The sequence below is a fragment of the Dactylosporangium sp. NPDC049525 genome, assembly GCF_040676755.1.
Lineage (GTDB): Bacteria > Actinomycetota > Actinomycetes > Mycobacteriales > Micromonosporaceae > Dactylosporangium.
Genome location: NZ_JBFAPO010000089.1, coordinates 1 through 19,621, shown reverse-complemented (window position 1 = coordinate 19,621; position 19,621 = coordinate 1). Strand labels below are relative to the sequence as shown.

Below are 19,621 nucleotides of genomic sequence, written 5' to 3'. Positions count from 1 at the left end.
CGCCTCGTAGCTCGGCAGGTCATAGGTGGGCGCGTGGTACGTGGGCTCGGTGTACACCGGCGCCTCGGCGATCGGCACGCTGTACGGCCCCGCGCTCACCGGCTCCACGCTCACGGGCGATGCGCTGACGGGCGATGTGCTGACGGGCGATGCGCTGACGGGCGCGGCGCTGACCGGGGTGTCACTCGCCGGGGCGCCGCTCACGGGGGCACCGCTCACAGGGGCGTCGGCCGCGGGAGCGTCCGTCGAAGGCGCCGTGCTGACCGGGGTGGCGTCAGCGGCGGCGGGCGGCGTGCTCACCGGGTCGGACCGTTCGGCGTCGGCGTCGGAATCGCCGTCGGGCAGGTAGTCGGCCTCATAGCGGGGCGCCGCACGTACACCATCCGGCTCTTGATCTTCTGCGGTTGCTTTTACGGCCGCCGGCTCGTCGGCGGCAGGCGGGTTCGTCATGCCACCGATGTTCGCTGATGCGCAGCCCTGTCCGCCTCAGGCATCGACCCTGACACCACCCTGATTTGCCGGTTCCAGGGTCGCTCGGAGTGGTCCAGGTGTCGGTCCGCGTGTGACGATTTGGTGGAACCCCGCCGGTCCCTCACCCCGGCCTGAGCCGAAACGAGCCCGATGAGCAGCCCAGTGCCGATCCGCCGCCTCTACCGCGAGCCTGCGGACCGGGTCGTCGCAGGGGTCGCCGCCGGTATCGCCGCGCACCTCGGCGCCTCAGTGGTGCTGGTGCGGGTGGCGTTCGTGGTGCTCGCCGCGTTCAACGGGCTCGGCGCGCTGCTCTACGCCGCGTTCTGGGCGGTGCTGCCGATGCCGCCGCACGTGCGGTCCGGCCGGCGCAACGTCAACCAGCTCTTCGCGTTCCTCGCGCTCGGCGTCGGCATGGTGCTGCTGGTGCTCATGGTGCAGCCCCGCGAAGGCATCCAGGCCGTGATCGGCTGGCTCGCCGCGGTCATCGCGCTGGGCGCCGGCATCATCTGGCACCAGGCGGACCCGAAGCGACGCGAGCGCTGGTCGGCGACCGTGCCCGGGATGCCGTGGCTCGGCGCGGTGATGGACAACAACCGCAAGTCCTACCTGGTGCGGTTCATCGGTGGCGGGCTGCTCGTCGTCGTCGGCATCATCGGCGCGTTCGTGGCCGGGGTGCCCCTGGCCGGGGCCAACCTCGCCTCGATCGGCTACGGCCTCGGGTTCGCCGCGGTCGCCCTCGCCGGCGTCGGCCTGGCCCTCGCCCCGCTGCTGTACCGGATGTTCACCCAGCTCAGCACCGAGCGCGAGGCGCGGGTGCGCGAGCAGGAGCGGGCCGAGCTCGCCGCGATGGTGCACGACCAGGTGCTGCACACCCTCGCCCTGATCCAGCGCAACGCCGGCGACCTCAAGGAGGTCCAGCGCCTCGCCCGCGGCCAGGAGCGGACCCTGCGCAACTGGCTGTACAAGCCGACCGCGTCGCCGACGGAGAAGTTCGGCGCCGCCCTGGAGGAGGCGTCGGCCGAGGTCGAGGACACGTTCGCGATCGCGGTCGAGACCGTGGTCGTCGGTGACCTCAACGTCGACGAGCGGGTCGCGGCGATCGTCGCCGCCGCCCGTGAGGCCCTGGTCAACGCGGCCAAGCACGCCAAGGTCGAGACCGTCTCGCTCTACGCGGAGGTCGAGCCCGACTGCGTGAGCGTGTTCGTCCGCGACCGGGGGATCGGCTTCGACCTCACCGCCGTCGAGTCCGACCGGCACGGGGTCCGCGGTTCGATCCTGGCCCGCATGCAGCGCCACGGGGGCAAGGCGGAGATTCGCAGCACACCTGGCGACGGCACCGAGGTGCGGTTGAGCCTGCCCATCGATACGGAGAAATGATGACTGACGAGACCCAGCGCCTGCGGGTGTTCCTGGTCGACGACCACGCCATGTTCCGCGCGGGGGTCCGCGCCGAGCTGGGCGCACACGTCGACGTGATCGGTGAGGCGAGCGGGGTCGCCGAGGCGGTGCAGAAGATCACCGCCCTCGAGCCCGACGTGGTACTGCTCGACGTGCACATGCCCGACGGCGGCGGCCGGGCCGTCCTCGACGCGATGCGCCGCAGCAAGCCGCAGGTGCGGTTCCTGGCGCTGTCGGTCTCCGACGCCGCCGAGGACGTCATCGGGCTGATCCGGGCCGGCGCGCGGGGGTATGTGACCAAGACCATCTCGCCGGACGAACTCGCCGACGCGATCCGCCGGGTCTCGGACGGCGACGCGGTGTTCAGCCCGAGGCTCGCCGGGTTCGTGCTCGACGCGTTCGCCGCGCGGCCCGACGCGCCGGTCGCCGACCCGGAGCTGGACCAGCTGACCAACCGCGAGCGGGAGGTGCTGCGGCTGCTGGCGCGCGGATACGCGTACAAGGAGATCGCGAAGGAGCTCTACATCTCGATCAAGACCGTCGAGACGCACGTCTCCAACGTCCTGCGCAAGTTGCAGATGTCGAATCGGTACGAGTTGTCGCGCTGGGCCGCGGATCGCCGCCTGGTCTGAAATTTTTCTTGGTTTATCCGGACAAACCGGTGTGACTGGTGTGACTGGTGTGACTGCTGAGGTGACAGGAGGGGTCTCGGACCGCTACAAACGAGCGTCCCCCTGATTCTCGTCAAAGGTGGTCCAGTCTCCGTGTCACACCTTTCCCGTCTGGCCGGTCTGGCCGCAGCGGTGCTCGTCGGGGGTGCCGTCGCCCTGAGTGGAGCCGGCGCCGCGCACGCCGACACCGTCACCGGCACCCAGGTCTACCTTGACAATGCGCAGAGCGCGATCAAGGTCATCAACTCGAAGGACACCAAGGGCAACCCGAACGGCAACGAGACCGGCGCCCCGCGCCTCGGCATCAAGGTCGCCGGCGCGACCGAGCCGGTCCTCGCGTACTGCATCGACTTCGCGCGCAACATCACGCACACCGCGTATGTCGAGGCGGCGTGGTCGAAGAACGAGAACTCCTCGCCGACCCCGGCCGAGCTGGGCCAGGTGCAGTGGGTGCTGACCCACGCGTACCCGACCGTGGGCGCCGACGCCCTCCTCGCCGCGGCGAAGGGCACCAAGCCGGCCGGCATCAGCGCCGAGCTGCTCAACAAGCTCGTCTACGCGGGCACGCAGAGCGCCATCTGGACGATCACCGACCCGGACCTGTTCGCGCTGCGCGACAACAACGAGGGCTTCAACACGGGCAACACGCCGGAGCAGTACGCGGTGATCGTCGCGATCAGCGACTACCTCGTGAAGGCGTCGAAGAACCCGGCCGCCGACCCGGAGCCGAAGCTCGAGATCAACCCGGCCACGCTCTCCGGTGAGGCCGGCAAGAAGATCGGGCCGTTCACCGTCGTGTCCGGCGGTGGCACCGCCGCCCTCACGGCCGTCGGCGGCAAGCTCGTCGACGAGCAGGGCAAGGACGTCACCTCGCTGCCCAACGGCGGCAAGTTCTGGGTCGTCGCCGACGCCGCGGGCACCGTGACGATCGAGGCCAAGGGCAGCGGCTCCGTGCCGATCGGCCGGATGTTCGTGACCGCCCAGGACCCGAACAAGACGCAGAAGCTGATCCTGGCCGGCGTCGCCGGCACCAAGCTCGAGGCGAAGGCCACGGTCACCGTGACCCCGCCCGTGCCGCACCTGCCGGTCACCGGCGTGAAGCTCACCGGCGCGATCACCGCGGGTGTGCTCCTCGTCGCGGGTGGCGCGGCGCTGCTGCTGGTGGTCCGTCGCCGGCGGGTCCGCTTCACCGCGTAAGTCTTGTGTTGAAAAGGGGCGGCCGTGATGGCCGCCCCTTTTTTTACGCTGTGTGGAACACCGAGAACGCCTCGGCCAGGCTTCCCTCGGGGAGGCCGCCCGCGCTCGCTGTGGCCGCCAGGCGCTGGCGCATCAGGCCGTCGAGGTCTTCCAGGTGGGACGTCTGTGACACGTGCGCCCTGAGCGCCTTGAGCTTCCGCTCATACGTGCCGGTGATGTCGACCAGGTGATCGGGGTCGGGGCCGCCCGCGTACCAGATCTCGCGGACCGTCCACGCCGGCAGGTCGAGCTCCGTGAACGTGAACGGGTTGCGGGCGTCCGGGTACACCGCGCATGTCGTCGCCTCCCCGGCCGCCAGATGATCGGGGTGGCTCGGCCCGGCGATGCGGTCCCAGCGCCGCAGCGGCGAGTTGGTCAGCACCCGGTCGGGGCGGAACCTGCGGATCGCCGCCGTGATGTCCCGGCGCAGCTCGATCGTCGCGGTGAGCAGGCCGTCGCGGTAGCCGTCGAGGAACTCCACCCGGTTCACCCCGACGACCGCGGCCGCGGCGCGCTGCTCGGCCTCCCGCAGTGTCGGCATCAGCATCCGCGGGGTGTCGTCGAAGCCGCCGGCGTCGCCACGCGTCACCAGCAGGTATGCCACCTCGATGCCCGCGTCGACCCAGCCGGCGACGGTGCCGGCGCTGCTGAAGTCGACGTCGTCAGGGTGGGCGAGCACGCAGAGGACGCGCTGCACGTCCTGCAACGGGGTGGCCGATCTTGGAAAGCTCATGCTTCCCTGTTTACCGCTTTTCCGCGGCTACGGGGGCCGCGGCTTTGCCGCGGTTACAGGGGGCCGCGGCCGGCGCGGAGGATCAGCAGGGCCAGCTGGGTGCCGTCGGCGCCGAGCTCGGCGGAGAAGCGCTCGAGGATCTCCCGCTCGCGGGACAGCACCAGGCGGGTGCCGCCGGCGGCGACGCGGGTCGCGCCGACCTCGCGGGAGATCGCGGCCCGTTCCTTCCAGAGCGCGACCAGCGCCGCGTCGATCTCGTCGATGCGGTTGCGCAGGCCGGCGATGTGCTCGTCGGCGGCGGGCTGCTGTTCCATGGTGATGGCGGCCATTCTCTCTCGTCCTTGTCAGCTCTGGCTCTGGTGCCCTGCCCCGGGAAACGCGAACGCCCCGGGCTTCAGGAGCCCGGGGCGTCGGTAGGTTCAGCGATCAGGCGCGACCTACGGCTGCCGGACTCCCGGAGCCGTAAAAAAAGTAGCGCGCCTTCTCGATCACGTCATCGAGTATGGCACGGGATTCTCGGCGACGTGAAGTCCTCCGGCGGTTTTCTGTCAGTGGGTCGGCATAGACTCGCCCGTGCGATGCATGCTCTCTTCGATCTTCCCCAGTCCGAGCCGGCCGGCGTGACCGCACCCGCCGCCCCGGCTCAGCCGTCCCGCCGCCGCGAACCCGAGGCGCTGCTCGACGGGCTCAACGGTCCGCAGCGCGACGCCGTGACCCACGAGGGCTCCCCGCTGCTCATCGTCGCCGGCGCCGGCTCGGGCAAGACCAAGGTGCTGACCAGCCGGATCGCCTATCTCCTTGCGGCCCGCAGCGTGCACCCCGGCGAGATCATCGCGATCACGTTCACCAACAAGGCCGCCGGCGAGATGAAGGAGCGCGTCGCCAACCTCGTCGGTGGCCGCGCCCGGCTGATGTGGGTGTCGACGTTCCACTCGGCGTGCGTGCGCATCCTGCGCGCCGAGCACACCCACGCCGGCCTCAAGTCGACGTTCTCCATCTATGACGCCGACGACTCGCGCCGGCTCATGCAGCTCGTGATCCGCGAGCTCGACCTCGACCCGAAGCGCTATCCGGCCCGCGGTCTCGCCGCCCAGGTCTCCAACCTGAAGAACGAGCTGATCGACCCCGAGACCTTCACCGCCAAGGCGGTCGGCCCCGCGGAGCGCACCCTCGCCGAGGCGTACACGCTCTATCAGCAGCGCCTCACCGAGGCCCACGCGCTCGACTTCGACGACCTGATCATGCGCGTCGTGCACCTGCTGCAGAGCCACCCCGAGGTCGCCGAGACCTATCGCCGCCGGTTCCGTCACGTCCTCGTCGATGAATACCAGGACACCAACCACGCGCAATACATGCTGGTGAAGGAGCTCGTCGGCAAGACCGGCGAGCTGTGCGTCGTCGGCGACGCCGACCAGTCGATCTATGCGTTCCGCGGCGCCACGATCCGCAACATCCTCGAGTTCGAGCGCGACTATCCCAACGCCCGCACCATCCTGCTGGAGCAGAACTACCGCTCCACCCAGACGATCCTGTCCGCCGCCAACGCCGTCATCGGCCGCAACACCGAGCGCAAAGAAAAGCGCCTGTGGAGCGACCAGGGCGCCGGCGAGCAGATCGTCGGCTATGTCGCCGACACCGAGCACGCCGAGGCCGACTGGGTCGCCCGCGAGATCGACCGGCTCTCCGACAACGCCGGCGTCCGCCCCGCCGACGTCGCCGTCTTCTATCGCACCAACGCGCAGTCCCGCGTGTTCGAGGAGATGTTCATCCGCTTCGGCCTGCCCTACAAGGTCGTCGGCGGCGTCCGCTTCTATGAGCGCAAAGAGGTCCGCGACGCCCTGGCCTACCTGCGCGCCGTCGTCAACGACGACGACACCGTCAGCGTCCGCCGGATCCTCAACACGCCCCGCCGCGGCATCGGCGACCGCGCCGAGGCGTGCGTCGAGGCCCTCGCCGCCCGCGAGCGCATCTCCTTCGGCGCCGCGCTGCGCCGCGCCGCCGAGGCACCCGGCATCTCCACCCGCGCCGTCAACGCGATCGGCGACTTCGTCGCGTTGCTGGACGAGCTGCGCACCCTCGCCGAGACCGCCCTGCCCGAGGAGGTCCTGGAGGCCGCCATCGAGCGCTCCGGCTACCTCGGCGAGCTGGAGGAGAGCACCGACCCGCAGGAGGTCGGCCGGGTCGAGAACCTGCAGGAGCTGGTCAGCGTCGCCCGCGAATACACCGAGCGCGCCGAGGCCACCATCGCCGTCGCCGCCGAGCAGGGCGATGCCACCGCGGCCCCGCCGCCGACCGTCGCCGGCTTCCTGGAGCAGGTCTCGCTCGTCGCCGACGCCGACCAGATCCCCACCGACGACCCCGACCACACCGGCGTCGTCACCCTCATGACCCTGCACACCGCCAAGGGCCTCGAGTTCCCGGTCGTCTTCCTCACCGGCCTCGAAGACAGCGTCTTCCCGCACCAGCGTTCGATGAGCGACCGCAAGGAGCTGGAGGAGGAGCGCCGCCTGGCGTATGTCGGCATCACCCGCGCCCGCCAGCGTCTCTACATCTCCCGCGCCGTCACCCGCTCCGCCTGGGGCCAGCCTGCCTACAACCCGCCGTCCCGCTTCCTGGAGGAGCTCCCGCCGGAGCTGGTCCGCTGGGAGCGCACCGACGCCGCGTACACCAGCTGGTCCGGCGGCGGGGGCGTCGGCGGCCGCAACACCGGCTCCGCCCAGTCCCGCACCTCGTCCTTCGTCGGCGGCACCCCGAAGGCGGCCCAGCTCGCCGCGAAGCTCGGCCTCGACGCCTCCAAGCTCGCCACCGCCAGCGAGCTCGCCCGCAACGTGCCCTCACTGTCCGTCGGCGACCGCGTCAACCACCAGCGCTATGGCATGGGCCGCGTCCTCGCGGTCGAGGGCGCGGGCCCCCGCGCCCAGGCCCAGGTCGACTTCGGCGACCAGGTGATGTGGATCGTCCTGCGCCACGCCCCCATCGACAAACTCTGACCAACCCACCCGCCGGCCAGCCGCGGGTCCGGCCGGGGCCAGGCAGGGTTCGGGTCGGGTTCGGGCCGGTTCGGTCTGGCGCACGCGTCGCCGGATGCCTCGTAGCACGGCACGGCCCGTCGGACCGATGTCCATGCGGTTGACTGCGACCATCGGCGGCGCTGCCAGCGGCGTGCGGCGTCGCGTCAGGGCCGCTGCTGGTGGTGCACGGTGGTGACGGGTCCTTGCGGTGGCGCACGCCGACCGCGGCGGCAGCCGCCCGAAACTAGGAATAGATGTCTTCGGTGTGTTTCTGGATGTCCACGCCGTGTTTGCGCATGAAGGCGAGCGGCTCGATCGGCTTGTCGTTCTCGCGGACCTCGAAGTGCAGGTGGGCGCCGAACGAGTGGCCCGTGTTGCCGGTGAGGGCGATCCGGTCGCCGGCCTTCACGAGCTGGCCTTCCTTGCACAGGAGCTTGGAGGCGTGGCCGTAGACGGTGACGATGCCGCCGCCGTGGTCGATCATGACGTTGTAGCCGTAGCCGCCGTTCCAGCGGCAGAGGATGACCTTGCCGGCGGCGACGGCGTTGAACGGCGTGCCCTGTGGGGCGCCCAGGTCGACGCCGGGGTGCAGGCGGCCCCAGCGTTCGCCGTAGAAGGACGTCAGGGTGTAGCGCTGCATCGGCAGGATCCACACGTCGGGGGCGGGCACGTTGACCGTCGACATGGGGTTGGTGCGGGAGCGGCTGGCCCGGTCGTCGGACCCGCGGACGCTGACGTCGTCGAAGTTGCCGCTCGCCTCGAGGGACAGGTCGTTGCGCGGCTCGGGCAGGGCAGAGGAGACGCCAAGGGCGACGATGCCGGCGCCGACGACGGCGGTGGTGAACACGGCGGCGTAGCGGGTGCGGGGCGACTCGGCCCGGCGGCGGCCGCGGTAGGCGCGGCGCGGCTGCTGTGCTTCGTCCACGCGCCCACCTCCCATTTGCAACCGCGGTTCCGAGAGAGTCGCGGTTCGATATGAGCCGCAGTCCCCGACAAGGGCGGCAATTCCGATATGACGGAAACGTAAACGCAGCGCAATACTGAACCGCAGGTCACCGTAGCCAATGCGGAATGCGTGCCACAAGCGCCGACAGGCCCACAGGTGCAATGAGTGCCCGGGGGGTTGGTTGTGCGTAACTGCGGGTGCGCAAGGTCGTTGCGGACGTTCGATGCGGTACCTTCGGCCACAGGTGCGCGTCGCAACGGAGCGGTGCGCCCAAAGGGAAGGACCGTGAGGATGAGCGCGCGGACCCGCGTCGTCATCGCCAAGCCCGGCCTCGACGGGCACGACCGAGGTGTCAAGATCGTTGCCCGGGCGCTCCGGGATGCCGGCATGGAAGTCATCTACACGGGCCTGCACCAGACCCCGGAGCAGATCGTGGAGACCGCCATCCAGGAGGACGCCGACGCGGTCGGCCTGTCGGTCCTGTCCGGGGCGCACATGACGCTGTTCCGGAAGGTCATCGAGCTGCTCGCCGAGCGCGGCGCCGACGACATCCTCGTGTTCGGTGGCGGCATCATTCCCGACGACGACCTGCCGGAGCTGGAGCGGCTCGGGGTCAAGAAGATCTTCACGCCGGGGGCGACCACGCAGTCGATCGTGGAATGGGCGCGCGCACACATCGTGGCGGCGCACGCCTGATCGACGGCCCTATATGTGAAAAGAGCCGAAAAGAAAGAAACGGGAAAAGGGGGAGAGGCCGGACGCACCCCTCACACGTCCGGCCTCTCTATCGCACGATGCCCCGCCGCCACCCCTCGACCGACAGGGCATCGGCCGCCTTTGGTGTCGGCCCTACCCCTCGGGGAAACCCACGCGGGCGGGCCGACACTGCACTCAACGACGGTCCGCGGGCGGGGTTACGCGCGAGTGCGCCCGTCCCCCAAAAGTGGAAACCCGAAGCAACCCGAGAGCGCGAGCCGCTGTGGAATCGGGCACACCGTGCACCCGCCAAGTCGCAGCCTGTTCAGACCTGGTTAGGCTGCGAGCGTTGAGCCGTCCTCGCGATGGGGCAGGCGGCACGGTTGACGGAACGGGACCACTGTGGACCTGTACGAGTACCAGGGGCGCGCCCTCTTCGCCAAGCACGGGTTGCCTGTGCTGGGCGGCGGCGTCGCCGAGACCCCTGAAGAGGCACGGGCGATCGCCGAGGAACTCGGCGGCCGGGTTGTCATCAAAGCCCAGGTGAAGGTCGGTGGCCGCGGCAAGGCCGGCGGCGTCAAGCTCGCCGAGGGCGCCGACGAGGCCACCAGCCATGCGACCAACATTTTGGGCATGGACATCAAGGGCCACACGGTCCACAAGGTCATGGTCACGACCACGGCCGACATCGCCGAGGAGTACTACTTCTCGTATCTGCTCGACCGGGCGAACCGCACGTTCCTGTGCATCGCCAGCGTCGCCGGCGGCATGGAGATCGAGACCGTCGCGCACGACGCGCCGGAGAAGGTCGCCAAGGTCGCCATCGACGCGGTCAAGGGCGTCGACGAGGCCACCGCCCGCGCGATCGTGGAGCAGGCGCAGTTCCCCGCCGACGTCGCCGACCAGGTCGTGTCGATCGCCGTCCAGCTGTGGCAGGCGTTCATCGCCGAGGACGCCACGCTGGTCGAGGTCAACCCCCTGGCCAAGACGACCGACGGCACCGTGCTCTGCCTCGACGCGAAGGTGACCCTCGACGAGAACGCGGGCTTCCGCCACGCGGATCACGAGGCGCTGGAGGACAAGGCCGCCGCCGACCCGATCGAGCAGGCGGCGAAGGCCAAGAACCTCAACTACGTGAAGCTCGACGGCAACGTCGGCATCATCGGCAACGGCGCGGGTCTGGTCATGTCGACGCTCGACGTGGTGGCGTATGCCGGCGAGGGCCTCGGCAGCAAGCCGGCCAACTTCCTGGACATCGGCGGCGGCGCCAGCGCCCAGGTCATGGCCGACGGGCTGGAGATCGTGCTCGGCGACCCCGACGTGAAGAGCGTGTTCGTCAACGTCTTCGGTGGCATCACCGCCTGCGACGCGGTCGCCAACGGCATCGTGCAGGCGCTGCAGCTGCTCAAGGACCGTGGCGAGGCGGTCGCCAAGCCGCTCGTGGTCCGCCTCGACGGCAACAACGCCGAAGAGGGTCGCCGGATTCTCGACGACGCCGCCAACCCGCTGATCGAGCGGGTCGACACGATGGACGGTGCGGCCCGCCGCGCCGCCGAGCTCGCAGCGAGTGGGGTGTAACGACCATGGCGGTATGGCTGACCGAGTCCAGCAAGGTCATCGTCCAGGGCATGACCGGTGCCGAGGGCTCCAAGCACACCCGGCGGATGCTCGCCGCGGGCACCAATGTCGTCGGCGGCGTCAACCCGCGCAAGGCGGGCCAGCAGGTCGACTTCGACGGCACGAAGCTGCCGGTGTTCGCCAGCGTCGCCGAGGCGATGGAGCAGACGGGCGCCGACACCAGCGTCATCTTCGTCCCGCCGGCGGGCACGAAGTCCGCGACGCTCGAGGCGATCGACGCGCAGATCCCCCTCGCGGTGGTCATCACCGAGGGTGTGCCGGTGCACGACACGGCCAACTTCTGGGCGCACCTGCAGGCCACCGGCAACAAGACCCGGGTCATCGGGCCCAACTGCCCCGGCATCGCCAGCCCCGGCAAGTCCAACGCGGGCATCATCCCCGCCGACATCACCGGCCCCGGCAAGATCGGCCTGGTCAGCAAGTCGGGGACGCTCACCTACCAGATGATGTACGAGCTGCGCGACATCGGCTTCTCCACCTGCATCGGCATCGGCGGCGACCCGGTCATCGGCACCACGCACATCGACGCGCTCGCCGCGTTCGAGGCCGACCCGGAGACCGCGGCGATCGTCATGATCGGCGAGATCGGCGGCGACGCCGAGGAGCGCGCGGCCGACTTCATCCGGGCCGGCGTGCGCAAGCCGGTCGTCGGCTACATCGCCGGCTTCACCGCCCCGCCCGGCAAGACCATGGGGCACGCCGGCGCGATCATCTCCGGCTCGGCGGGCACCGCCGACGCGAAGAAGCTCGCCCTGGAGGCCGTCGGCGTCCGCGTCGGCAAGACCCCCACCGAGACCGCCAACCTGATGCGCGATCTCGTCAAGGCGCTGTAGATCGCGAACGGGAAAGACAGAATCGGGCGGCCGGGGTGAGTGACCGGCCGCCCGGTCTTTGACAGAGTAAGAGCGATGCCGACCACCCCAGAGGAACCAGACGACGGGGCCCAGACACGGCTGGCCAACCGGGAGACCGTCCGGCTGCCGATCCAACGGCGCTCCACGCGGGGCCGGCCCCCGGGCCGGCGCCCCGCCCGGCGTGCCCCGTTGCTGCTCGCCGCCACCGTCACCACGCTCTGGGCCGCCCTCGTCACGCTCGTGCCGACCCTCATCGTGGTCTGGCTCCTGCACGCCGTGGACAGCTCCGGCGCCCCCCTCTGGCAGATCCTGCGCGTCGGCGCGGCCGGCTGGCTGCTCGCGCACTGGGTCCCGCTGTACACGGGGATCGGCCCGCTGTCCCTCGCGCCGCTCGGGCTGACCGCCGTCGCCGCCTGGCGCGTCTACCGCGCCGGGGTCCACACCGCCCGCGCCGTCGGTGCCCGGGCCCGCCCCAACGGTGGGGCCTGGACGCCGTGGCCGGCGGCGCGCGCCGGTGGCAGCATCGCCGTCGTGTACGGGCTGCTCGGCGCCATCACCGCGCTCATCGCCGGGCACGGGGGCGTGGAGGTCTCCATCGCCGGCGCGGGGTTCACGTTCGCCGGGTTCGGCCTGGTGGCCGGGGGGCTCGGCGCGTTCGTCGAGGCCCGGGGCGTGGCCCGGCTCGCCGGTCGGCTGCCCGGGGTGCTGCGCGACGCGACCCGCACCGGCGGCGTCGCCGGGCTGCTCATCCTCGGTGCCGGCGCGGCCGTCGCCGGGATGGCGATCGCGGTCAGCGGCGGCGACGCCGGACAGATCATCGACGACTATCACACCGGCGTGGCGGGGCAGGTCGGCCTCGTCGTGCTGTGCGGCTTCTACAGCCCCGACGTCGCCGCGTGGAGCGCCAGCTACCTGGTCGGTCCGGGGTTCGTCATCGGCACGGAGACGACGATCAGCGCGGCTGAGGTGTCGATGGGCCGGCTGCCCGCGGTGCCGCTGCTGGCCGGGCTGCCGTCGACCCCGGCGACCGGGTGGGCGCCGCTGCTGCTCGGGCTGCCCCTGGCGGCGGCGCTGATCGCGGGCTGGCTGCTGGCCCGCCGGTCGCTGCGCAACGACCCCGACCGGGGCTGGGTGCCGCTGCTCGGTGCGGCCGCGCTCGCCGGCCCGGTGGCGGGGCTGCTGCTCGGGCTGGTGTCGATCGCGGCGAGCGGATCGGTCGGCGGCGGCGGGCTGGCGCAGGTCGGCCCGCGCGCGGGCGAGGTGGCGTTCGTGGCGATGCTGATGGTGACCATCGGCACGGTCCTGGCGACGGCCGCCACGAAGATCGCGTTGCGGGTCCGCCAGGTCACGCCCTGACCGGAGGCCCGGGGATCCGCCGCACCGGATCGCACCTGCGGCCCCGTGCATTGCGGAACGCGCTGTCAGAAGGCTTGTTCGGCACCGGTACCAAATGGAAAAACGCAAAATGCCCGGCCGCTGCGGACAACGAACCGGGCTATTGCGACGTGCCGAGGGTGGTCTAGTACGAGTACCAGAGGCTGCTCGAGCCCAGCGCGATCCGGAAGATCAGCCAGCCGAGTCCGAGGACCACGCCGACGCCGCCGGTGATCATGCCGGCAAGGGCCATACCGCCGTTGTTGGCGAGGCCCTGCTTGACCTTCTGCTGGCCGAGGTAGCCCAGGACGATCGCCGCGGCGCCGGGCAGGATGCCGATGAGGCAGCAGAAGAGCGGAATCGACACGATGCCGAGGATCATCGAGAGCAGGCCGAGCGTGTTCTGCGGCTGCGCGCCGCCGTAGCCGGGCTGGTAGCCGGGCTGCTGGTAGCCGGGAGCGCCGTAGCCGGCGGGCGGGTACGCGCCACCGGAGGTGGGGTAGCCACCACCCGACGTCGGGTACGGGGTGCCGGACACCGGCGGCTGCTGCGCATACGGGTCCTGGTACGCGGGCTGCTGCGGCTGCGCGTACGGGTCCTGGTATGCCGGCTGCTGCGGCTGCGCGTAGGGGTCCGGCTGCTGCGGCTGCCCGTACTGCGGCTGCTGGCCGTACTGCGGCTGCTGACCGTAGGGGTCCTGGTACGGCTGCTGCTGCCCGTACGGATCCTGGCCCTGTGGTGGGTAGCCCATTGCGGTGGCTCCTAAGGCTGGGGACATCTGTTGCTACGTGTTCGCATCAGGGTAGTCCCGAGGGGGATACGGAACTTGGGCAGCGTACTGGTCAGGATCAAATCTTCGCAGTGGTAGAACGGCCGAACATCGGCAACTTGCGGCTTTCGGCGTCATATGTCGCACAGCCCGGCGCTGAGCAGGGCCGACCTGGTCGGTAGAGTTTCACGGTGACCGTTCGGCTTGTCGTGCTCGTGTCCGGTTCCGGCTCCAATCTGCAGGCGTTGCTCGATGCCGCCGCCGACCCTTCGTACGGTGCTTCGGTCGTCGCCGTCGGCGCGGACCGGCCCGACATCGAGGGGCTGACCAGAGCGGCCAAGCACGACGTGCCGACGTTCGTGGCGTCGGTGCCGGCGTTCGCGACCCGCGACGAGTGGGACGCGTTCCTGACGGCCTCCTGCGAGAGGTATGCACCCGATCTCATCGTCTCGGCCGGCTTCATGAAACTGGTCGGGCCCCGGTTCCTCGGCGCGTTCGAGGGCCGCTACGTGAATACGCACAATGCGCTGCTCCCGGCGTTCCCGGGCATGCACGGGCCGCGCGACGCCCTCGCCTACGGGGTGAAGCTCGCCGGCGCCACGCTGCACTTCGTCGACAGCGGCGTCGACACCGGGGCGATCATCGCGCAGGTCGCGGTGCCCGTCCTCGACGACGACACCGAGGACACCCTCCTCGAGCGGATCAAGGTGGCCGAGCGCCGCCAGCTGGTCGACATCGTCGGCCGGATGGCCCGCGAAGGCTGGACCGTCAACGAACGAAAGGTCAGGTTGGGTCGTGGCTAACCGCCGTCCCATCAGGCGCGCGCTCATCAGCGTCTACGACAAGGCCGGGCTGGAGGATCTCGCGCGTGCCCTCGTCGGCGCCGGCGTCGAGCTCGTCTCCACCGGCTCGACAGCGGCCCGCATCGAGGCGGCCGGCCTGCCGGTCACCAAGGTCGAGCAGCTCACCGGGTTCCCGGAGACGCTCGACGGCAGGGTCAAGACCCTCCACCCGCGCGTCCACGCCGGCCTGCTGGCCGACCTGCGGCTCGAGGCGCACGCCGCGCAGCTCGCCGAGTTGTCGATCGAGCCGTTCGAGCTGCTGGTGTCCAACCTGTACCCGTTCAGCGACACCGTGGCCTCCGGCGCCTCCGATGACGAGTGCGTGGAGCAGATCGACATCGGCGGGCCGGCCATGGTCCGGGCGGCCGCCAAGAACTTCCCGAGCGTGGCGGTGGTGACCTCGCCGTCGTCCTACCCGTCCGTGATCGCCGCTCTCGCCTCGGGGGGCTTCTCGCTGGACGAGCGGCGCGCCCTGGCCGGCGTGGCATTTGCGCACATCGCGGAGTACGACGTCGCGGTGGCCGCGTGGTTTGCCCGGGACAACTCGGAGTTTTCGGGCACTGCGCTGCGACTTTCGGCGTCGTTGCGATACGGCGAGAACCCGCACCAGGCCGCGTCCCTGTATGTCGACCCGGCCGCCGCGCCCGGGCTCGCCCAGGCCGAGCAGCTCGGCGGCAAGGAGATGTCGTACAACAACTACGTCGACGCCGACGCCGCCTGGCGCGCCGCGCACGACTTCACCGAGCCCTGCGTCGCGATCATCAAGCACGCCAACCCGTGCGGCATCGCGATCGGTGCCGATGTCGCCGACGCGCACCGCAAGGCGCACGCGTGCGACCCGGTCAGCGCGTTCGGTGGCGTGATCGCCGTCAACGCGCCCGTCACCATCGATCTGGCGAAGCAGATCAGCGAGATCTTCACCGAGGTCGTGGTGGCTCCGGCGTACGAGGAGGGCGCGGTCGCCGTGCTCACCGCCAAGAAGAACCTGCGCGTCCTGCGGGCCCCGGCCTGGGCTCCGGCCGCGGTCGAGTCCCGGCAGATCTCCGGCGGCGTCCTGGTCCAGGCCGCCGACCGCGTCGACGCGGCCGGCGACGACCCGGCAAACTGGAAGCTGGTCACCGGCGAGGAGGCGTCACCGCAGGTCAAGCGGGACCTCGCGTTCGCCTGGCGGGCCGTGCGCGCCGTCAAGTCCAACGCGATCCTGCTCGCCTCCGGCGGCGCCACCGTCGGCGTCGGCATGGGCCAGGTCAACCGGGTCGACTCGGTCCGCCTCGCGGTCTCCCGCGCCGGCGACCGCGCCGCCGGCTCCGTGGCCGCCTCCGATGCGTTCTTCCCCTTCGCCGACGGCCCACAGGCGCTGATCGATGCCGGCGTCACCGCCATCGTGCAGCCGGGCGGCTCGATCCGCGACGAGGACGTCATCGAGGCCGCCCGCGCGGCCGGGGTGACGATGTACCTCACCGGCACCCGGCACTTCTACCACTAGCGGTTTGTCGTGGGGCCCGGCGTTGCTCCGCCGGGCCCTTACGGCGTCGTGATCTTCGCCGGTACGGGTGCGCCGAAGTACATCGCCACCGCATCGCTCACGGCATGGGCACCCTTGCCGAGGGTGCCGCTCGCGCCCTGCTCGTACATGGCGGCCACGACGTACCGCTCCCCGGGACCGGCGAACCCGACCGTGTGCGTGACCCACACCGTCCGGCCGTTGACCGGCTTCTGCGCCCAGCCGTCCTTGTTGCCGGGGGTGAGCCCGCTGCCGGCGGCCCAGACACCCCAGCGCTGGTTGCCCGCCACATTCCGCAGCGTCTTGGTCAGGTAGCCGCGGTCGGCGGGGTCGAGCTTGTCCAGCACGTACCCCATCAGCGCCTGCAGGTCATCGGCGCTGCACCGCAGGTTCCGCCAGAACGTGTCGTAGCCCGCGACCACGCTGAGCTGCCGCATGCCGAACCTGGACTGGAACCGCCCGAGCATCCCCGCGCCGTCATAGCGATTCCACAACGCGGTCGCCGCGTCGTTGTCGGAGTTGATCAGCGCCTTGTCGAGGTTGGCCCGGTCGGTCGCGTCCAGGGCGATGCTCTGCTGCCGGTGGCGTTCGAGCAGGTCGGCGGCGATCGCCAGCTTGATCGTCGACGCGGTCCAGGTGGTGGCGGTCGTGTTGCCGGCCTTCCACACGGCGCCGGTCTGCCGGTCGCGGATCACGATCCCGAACGTGCCCGGCTGCTGCTTCACGAACGCGGCCGCCTTGGCCGCGTTGTCCGCGCTCTTCCCGGGGCTCGGGATTCCTGCGGAACTCAGTCCTTCCGCGGCGCTCTGGCTCCCGCCCCCGCTCGCGCTCGGCGCCGCTGACTGCTGCGTCGCGGCCTGCTGGGCTTCGGCATTTTGTGCCGGTTTGTCGCTTCCGCACGCGGCGAGCGTTGTGATGGTGAGGAGGGCGACAAGCCACCGCCGGACGGACATCCCCGAAACTGTAATGGCAGGATCGACCTCGTGACGGCAACGATGCTCGACGGCAAGGCCACCGCGGCCGCAATCAAGGACGAGCTCCGCGGGCGCGTCAAGGCCCTCGCGGACCGGGGCATCGTCCCCGGCCTGGGCACCGTGCTGGTCGGCGACGACCCCGGTTCCCACGCGTACGTCGCCGGCAAGCACCGCGACTGCGCCGAGGTCGGCATCGCCTCGATCCGCCGCGACCTGCCCGCCACCGCCACCCAGGCCGACGTGGAGGAGGTCGTCGCCACCCTGAACGCCGACCCTTCGTGCACCGGCTACATCGTGCAGCTGCCCCTGCCTGCCGGCCTCGACGAGCAGCGGATCCTGGAGCTCGTCGACCCCGGCAAGGACGCCGACGGCCTGCACCCGACGAACCTCGGCCGCCTGGTCCTGGGCATCCCCGCCCCGCTGCCCTGCACCCCGCACGGGATCGTGGAGCTGCTGCGCCGGTACGCCATCCCCACCAACGGCGCCACCGTCGTCGCCATCGGCCGTGGCACCACGGCGGGCCGCCCGCTCGGCCTGATCTTCACCCGCAAGAGCGAGAACTCGACGGTCACCCTTTGCCACACCGGCACCCGCGACCTGGCCGCCCACACCCGCACGGCCGACATCGTCATCGTCGCCGCCGGCTCGGCCGGCCTCCTCACGCCCGACATGGTCAAGCCGGGCGCCACGGTCGTTGATGTCGGCGTCACCCGCGTCGTCCAGCCCGACGGCAAGGCCCGCCTCGTCGGCGACGTCGTTCCGGAGGTCGCGGACGTTGCCGGCTATTTCGCCCCGATGCCCGGCGGCGTAGGCCCGATGACCCGCGCAATGCTCCTCACCAACGTCGTCGACCTTGCCGAACGCCAGCTCCTTCCCCCACCGTCCTGACCTCTCCCCGCCGCCGTCGATTCGGTTGCGAATCGACGGCTCGCAGTCTCGGTGGCGGCGGGTCGTGCTGTTCAGCACGGCGCCGCAGGGGTCCGACTCGCGATCGGTCGCGCGCCGCCGGTTACGTGTTCCGCCGACGCTGACGCCGATCCGGACAGACCCGGGACGGCACCCGCCAAGGCGTGGAAACTCGCTGGGCCTGGCGCCCACCGCGACGCCGCGGCGCCGTGCGCGACGGCATGCCGTCGAGCAGCGGGGTGGGTGGCGGGGTCAGGTGACGCTCAGGTACAGCTCCGTGGCCTTCTCCTCCCTGGTCGTCACGACGGCGTGGGTGGCGTTGGCGGCCAGGGCGGCCTCCGGGCAGCGGGTCGTGCACGTGATCGTGCGGTCCTCGGTCGGGCCGCCGTCCGTGGTCCGGGCGCCGATGAGGCGGAGGCGGCCGTCGGGGCCGCGCCAGAGGACGTACGCCTTGTCGCCGGCGGCGGCGCCGGTCAGCGGCTGATACGAGCCCAGGCCCGGCAGCCCCACCTCCCACTTCACGGCGCCGGTGCGGACGTCGACGGCGGTGAGGTGGGCGCGTTCGCCGCTCGGCTCGGCATACAGCAGGAGACCGCCGGCGGCCGGGACGGCGAGAGCGCCGGCGGCGTCGTGGCGGGTGCCGACCGTGCCGGTGACGGCGTCCATGTAGACGGCGCGGCGGGGAGAGGTGCCGGTGACCGTGACAAAGCCGTCGCCGGTCGCGTAGATGCGCAGCTCGGTGGTGCTGCGCTGGATGGTGTGCCAGGACCAGCGCTCGGCGCCGGTGGTGGCGGTCAGGCCGACGGCGACGTCGTCGACGCCCTGGGCGCGGCAGCGCAGGGCGACCGCGACGGTCTCGGCGGAGGTGGCGAGGTCGGTGACGTCGCAGGGGCCGCCGTTGCGGGCGGGGGTCCACCGCCACAGCAGGGTGCCGGCGGCCGCGTCGATGCCGAGCAGGTCGCCGGCGCCGATGCCCGAGCCGGAGAGGACGACGGTCCGGCCGGCGCCGTGCACCGATGCCATCTTGCCGGCGGCGGTATACCGCTCGGAGAACCGCACCTGCCCGCTGCCGGCGTCCAGCGCGGTGACGAGCACGCCGTCGTCGGTGCCGAAGACCACCACGACGGTGTCGCCGCCGGGACCGGTGACCAGGCCGGCGGTCTGGGTCGGCAGGTCGGAGCGCAGGTAGCGCCAGGCGATGGCGCCGCTGGACAGCCACACGGCCCGCACGCCGTCCTCGGCCCGCACGATCGCCAGCTGCTCGTGGACGCCGACGAGCTGGACCCCGACATATGGCAGCGGCCAGGTCTGGTCGCCGGCCGGGGGCGGGTCGCCGGCGGTCGTGGCGTCGACGAAGCGTCCCTCCCGGGCATAGTCGACCGCGAACCCGGCCACGACGGCCAGGACCAGGGCGCCTGCGGCGACCGCGAGCCAGGGCCGGGCCGTCCCGGGCAGCGCGCCGGGGCCGCCGGCGAGGAGCAGCAGCCAGCCGAGGGTGGCGGCGGCCGCGCCGGCGACGGTGACCGTGGCTCGTCGGGTGACTTCACCTACTCGGTGCCGTTGAAGGTGCCGCCGTCGTTGGGCGGTCCCACCCCGAA

18 protein-coding genes are annotated in these 19,621 nt (G+C 71.3%); 12 read left to right on the top strand and 6 right to left on the bottom strand.

All coding sequences use genetic code 11. The features are described from left to right. Positions 1 to 25 precede the first annotated feature (25 nt). From AB0K00_RS53755 to AB0K00_RS53740, 4 genes are all read left to right on the top strand, one after another. On the top strand, positions 26 to 349 hold the full coding sequence (locus AB0K00_RS53755; protein WP_363538735.1) for a pentapeptide repeat-containing protein: 324 nt from the start codon (positions 26 to 28) through the stop codon (positions 347 to 349). 272 nt (positions 350 to 621) lie between these two features. Further along, positions 622 to 1,848 (top strand): PspC domain-containing protein, encoded by a 1,227-nt coding sequence (locus AB0K00_RS53750; protein ID WP_363538733.1) that lies wholly within the window; start codon positions 622 to 624, stop codon positions 1,846 to 1,848. Beyond that, positions 1,848 to 2,501 carry a response regulator transcription factor gene (locus AB0K00_RS53745; protein ID WP_363538731.1) on the top strand — a complete coding sequence of 218 codons (654 nt, stop codon included), beginning with the start codon at positions 1,848 to 1,850 and terminating at the stop codon, positions 2,499 to 2,501. The genes AB0K00_RS53750 and AB0K00_RS53745 overlap by 1 nt, the downstream gene beginning before the upstream one ends. 132 nt (positions 2,502 to 2,633) lie before the next feature. Then, positions 2,634 to 3,737, top strand: a complete 1,104-nt coding sequence (locus AB0K00_RS53740; RefSeq protein ID WP_363538729.1) for a thioester domain-containing protein — start codon at positions 2,634 to 2,636, stop codon at positions 3,735 to 3,737. A gap of 43 nt (positions 3,738 to 3,780) precedes the next feature. Here AB0K00_RS53740 and AB0K00_RS53735 read toward each other — a convergent pair whose 3' ends face one another. Both AB0K00_RS53735 and AB0K00_RS53730 read right to left on the bottom strand, forming a co-directional pair. Then, positions 3,781 to 4,509 (bottom strand): PIG-L deacetylase family protein, encoded by a 729-nt coding sequence (locus AB0K00_RS53735; protein ID WP_363538727.1) that lies wholly within the window; start codon positions 4,507 to 4,509, stop codon positions 3,781 to 3,783. Positions 4,510 to 4,562: 53 nt separating this feature from the next. Continuing rightward, a complete protein-coding gene (locus AB0K00_RS53730) occupies positions 4,563 to 4,838 on the bottom strand; it encodes a chorismate mutase (protein ID WP_033357606.1) in 276 nt (91 codons plus the stop codon). Between the two features lie 249 nt (positions 4,839 to 5,087). On the opposite strand from AB0K00_RS53730, the gene pcrA reads away from it, so the two are divergent. Then, entirely contained in the window at positions 5,088 to 7,499 is a 2,412-nt protein-coding gene (gene pcrA, locus AB0K00_RS53725; RefSeq protein ID WP_363538725.1) for a DNA helicase PcrA, read from the top strand. A gap of 265 nt (positions 7,500 to 7,764) precedes the next feature. Here pcrA and AB0K00_RS53720 read toward each other — a convergent pair whose 3' ends face one another. Beyond that, positions 7,765 to 8,445, bottom strand: a complete 681-nt coding sequence (locus AB0K00_RS53720; RefSeq protein WP_363538723.1) for a M23 family metallopeptidase — start codon at positions 8,443 to 8,445, stop codon at positions 7,765 to 7,767. Between the two features lie 312 nt (positions 8,446 to 8,757). Between AB0K00_RS53720 and AB0K00_RS53715 the strand changes: the two genes are divergently transcribed. The 4 genes from AB0K00_RS53715 to AB0K00_RS53700 all read left to right on the top strand — a co-directional run bounded on the left by AB0K00_RS53715 (position 8,758) and on the right by AB0K00_RS53700 (position 13,010). Continuing rightward, positions 8,758 to 9,162, top strand: a complete 405-nt coding sequence (locus AB0K00_RS53715) for a cobalamin B12-binding domain-containing protein (RefSeq protein ID WP_363538721.1) — start codon at positions 8,758 to 8,760, stop codon at positions 9,160 to 9,162. Between the two features lie 402 nt (positions 9,163 to 9,564). After that, entirely contained in the window at positions 9,565 to 10,740 is a 1,176-nt protein-coding gene (gene sucC / locus AB0K00_RS53710) for an ADP-forming succinate--CoA ligase subunit beta (RefSeq protein WP_363538719.1), read from the top strand. A 5-nt stretch (positions 10,741 to 10,745) separates the two neighbouring features. After that, positions 10,746 to 11,633 (top strand): succinate--CoA ligase subunit alpha, encoded by an 888-nt coding sequence (gene sucD, locus AB0K00_RS53705; RefSeq protein ID WP_363538717.1) that lies wholly within the window; start codon positions 10,746 to 10,748, stop codon positions 11,631 to 11,633. 75 nt (positions 11,634 to 11,708) lie between these two features. Next, the gene (locus tag AB0K00_RS53700) at positions 11,709 to 13,010 is read left to right on the top strand and encodes a DUF6350 family protein (protein WP_363538715.1); all 1,302 of its coding nucleotides are present in this window, start codon (positions 11,709 to 11,711) and stop codon (positions 13,008 to 13,010) included. Between the two features lie 163 nt (positions 13,011 to 13,173). Here the strand turns inward: AB0K00_RS53700 and AB0K00_RS53695 are convergent, their stop codons facing one another. Further along, positions 13,174 to 13,779 carry a DUF4190 domain-containing protein gene (locus AB0K00_RS53695; RefSeq protein ID WP_363538713.1) on the bottom strand — a complete coding sequence of 202 codons (606 nt, stop codon included), beginning with the start codon at positions 13,777 to 13,779 and terminating at the stop codon, positions 13,174 to 13,176. Between the two features lie 209 nt (positions 13,780 to 13,988). Here AB0K00_RS53695 and purN point away from each other — a divergent pair, with 209 nt between their 5' ends. After that, entirely contained in the window at positions 13,989 to 14,600 is a 612-nt protein-coding gene (purN, locus tag AB0K00_RS53690) for a phosphoribosylglycinamide formyltransferase (RefSeq protein ID WP_363538711.1), read from the top strand. Continuing rightward, positions 14,593 to 16,125, top strand: coding sequence for a bifunctional phosphoribosylaminoimidazolecarboxamide formyltransferase/IMP cyclohydrolase (gene purH, locus AB0K00_RS53685; RefSeq protein ID WP_363538709.1), 1,533 nt, complete (start codon positions 14,593 to 14,595; stop codon positions 16,123 to 16,125). Before purN ends, purH begins: the two co-directional genes overlap by 8 nt. Positions 16,126 to 16,163: 38 nt before the next feature. Here purH and AB0K00_RS53680 read toward each other — a convergent pair whose 3' ends face one another. Next, positions 16,164 to 16,868: a hypothetical protein gene (locus AB0K00_RS53680; protein WP_363538707.1), complete on the bottom strand. Its 705-nt coding sequence runs from the start codon at positions 16,866 to 16,868 to the stop codon at positions 16,164 to 16,166. Between the two features lie 258 nt (positions 16,869 to 17,126). Between AB0K00_RS53680 and AB0K00_RS53675 the strand changes: the two genes are divergently transcribed. Beyond that, positions 17,127 to 18,005, top strand: a complete 879-nt coding sequence (locus AB0K00_RS53675; RefSeq protein ID WP_363538705.1) for a bifunctional methylenetetrahydrofolate dehydrogenase/methenyltetrahydrofolate cyclohydrolase — start codon at positions 17,127 to 17,129, stop codon at positions 18,003 to 18,005. A 270-nt stretch (positions 18,006 to 18,275) separates the two neighbouring features. Here the strand turns inward: AB0K00_RS53675 and AB0K00_RS53670 are convergent. Continuing rightward, on the bottom strand, positions 18,276 to 19,621 hold a 1,346-nt coding region (locus AB0K00_RS53670; protein WP_363538703.1), incomplete at its 5' end, for a hypothetical protein.

Excerpts from the sequence above, each read along its gene's own strand:
- AB0K00_RS53735 (WP_363538727.1), bottom strand. The coding sequence starts at position 4,509 with ATGAGCTTTCCAAGATCGGCCACCCCGTTGCAGGACGTGCAGCGCGTC.
- sucD (WP_363538717.1), top strand. The coding sequence starts at position 10,746 with ATGGCGGTATGGCTGACCGAGTCCAGCAAGGTCATCGTCCAGGGCATG.
- pcrA (WP_363538725.1), top strand. The coding sequence starts at position 5,088 with ATGCATGCTCTCTTCGATCTTCCCCAGTCCGAGCCGGCCGGCGTGACC.
- AB0K00_RS53745 (WP_363538731.1), top strand. The coding sequence starts at position 1,848 with ATGACTGACGAGACCCAGCGCCTGCGGGTGTTCCTGGTCGACGACCAC.
- AB0K00_RS53715 (WP_363538721.1), top strand. The coding sequence starts at position 8,758 with ATGAGCGCGCGGACCCGCGTCGTCATCGCCAAGCCCGGCCTCGACGGG.
- AB0K00_RS53730 (WP_033357606.1), bottom strand. The coding sequence starts at position 4,838 with ATGGCCGCCATCACCATGGAACAGCAGCCCGCCGCCGACGAGCACATC.
- AB0K00_RS53700 (WP_363538715.1), top strand. The coding sequence starts at position 11,709 with ATGCCGACCACCCCAGAGGAACCAGACGACGGGGCCCAGACACGGCTG.
- AB0K00_RS53695 (WP_363538713.1), bottom strand. The coding sequence starts at position 13,779 with ATGGGCTACCCACCACAGGGCCAGGATCCGTACGGGCAGCAGCAGCCG.
- AB0K00_RS53750 (WP_363538733.1), top strand. The coding sequence starts at position 622 with ATGAGCAGCCCAGTGCCGATCCGCCGCCTCTACCGCGAGCCTGCGGAC.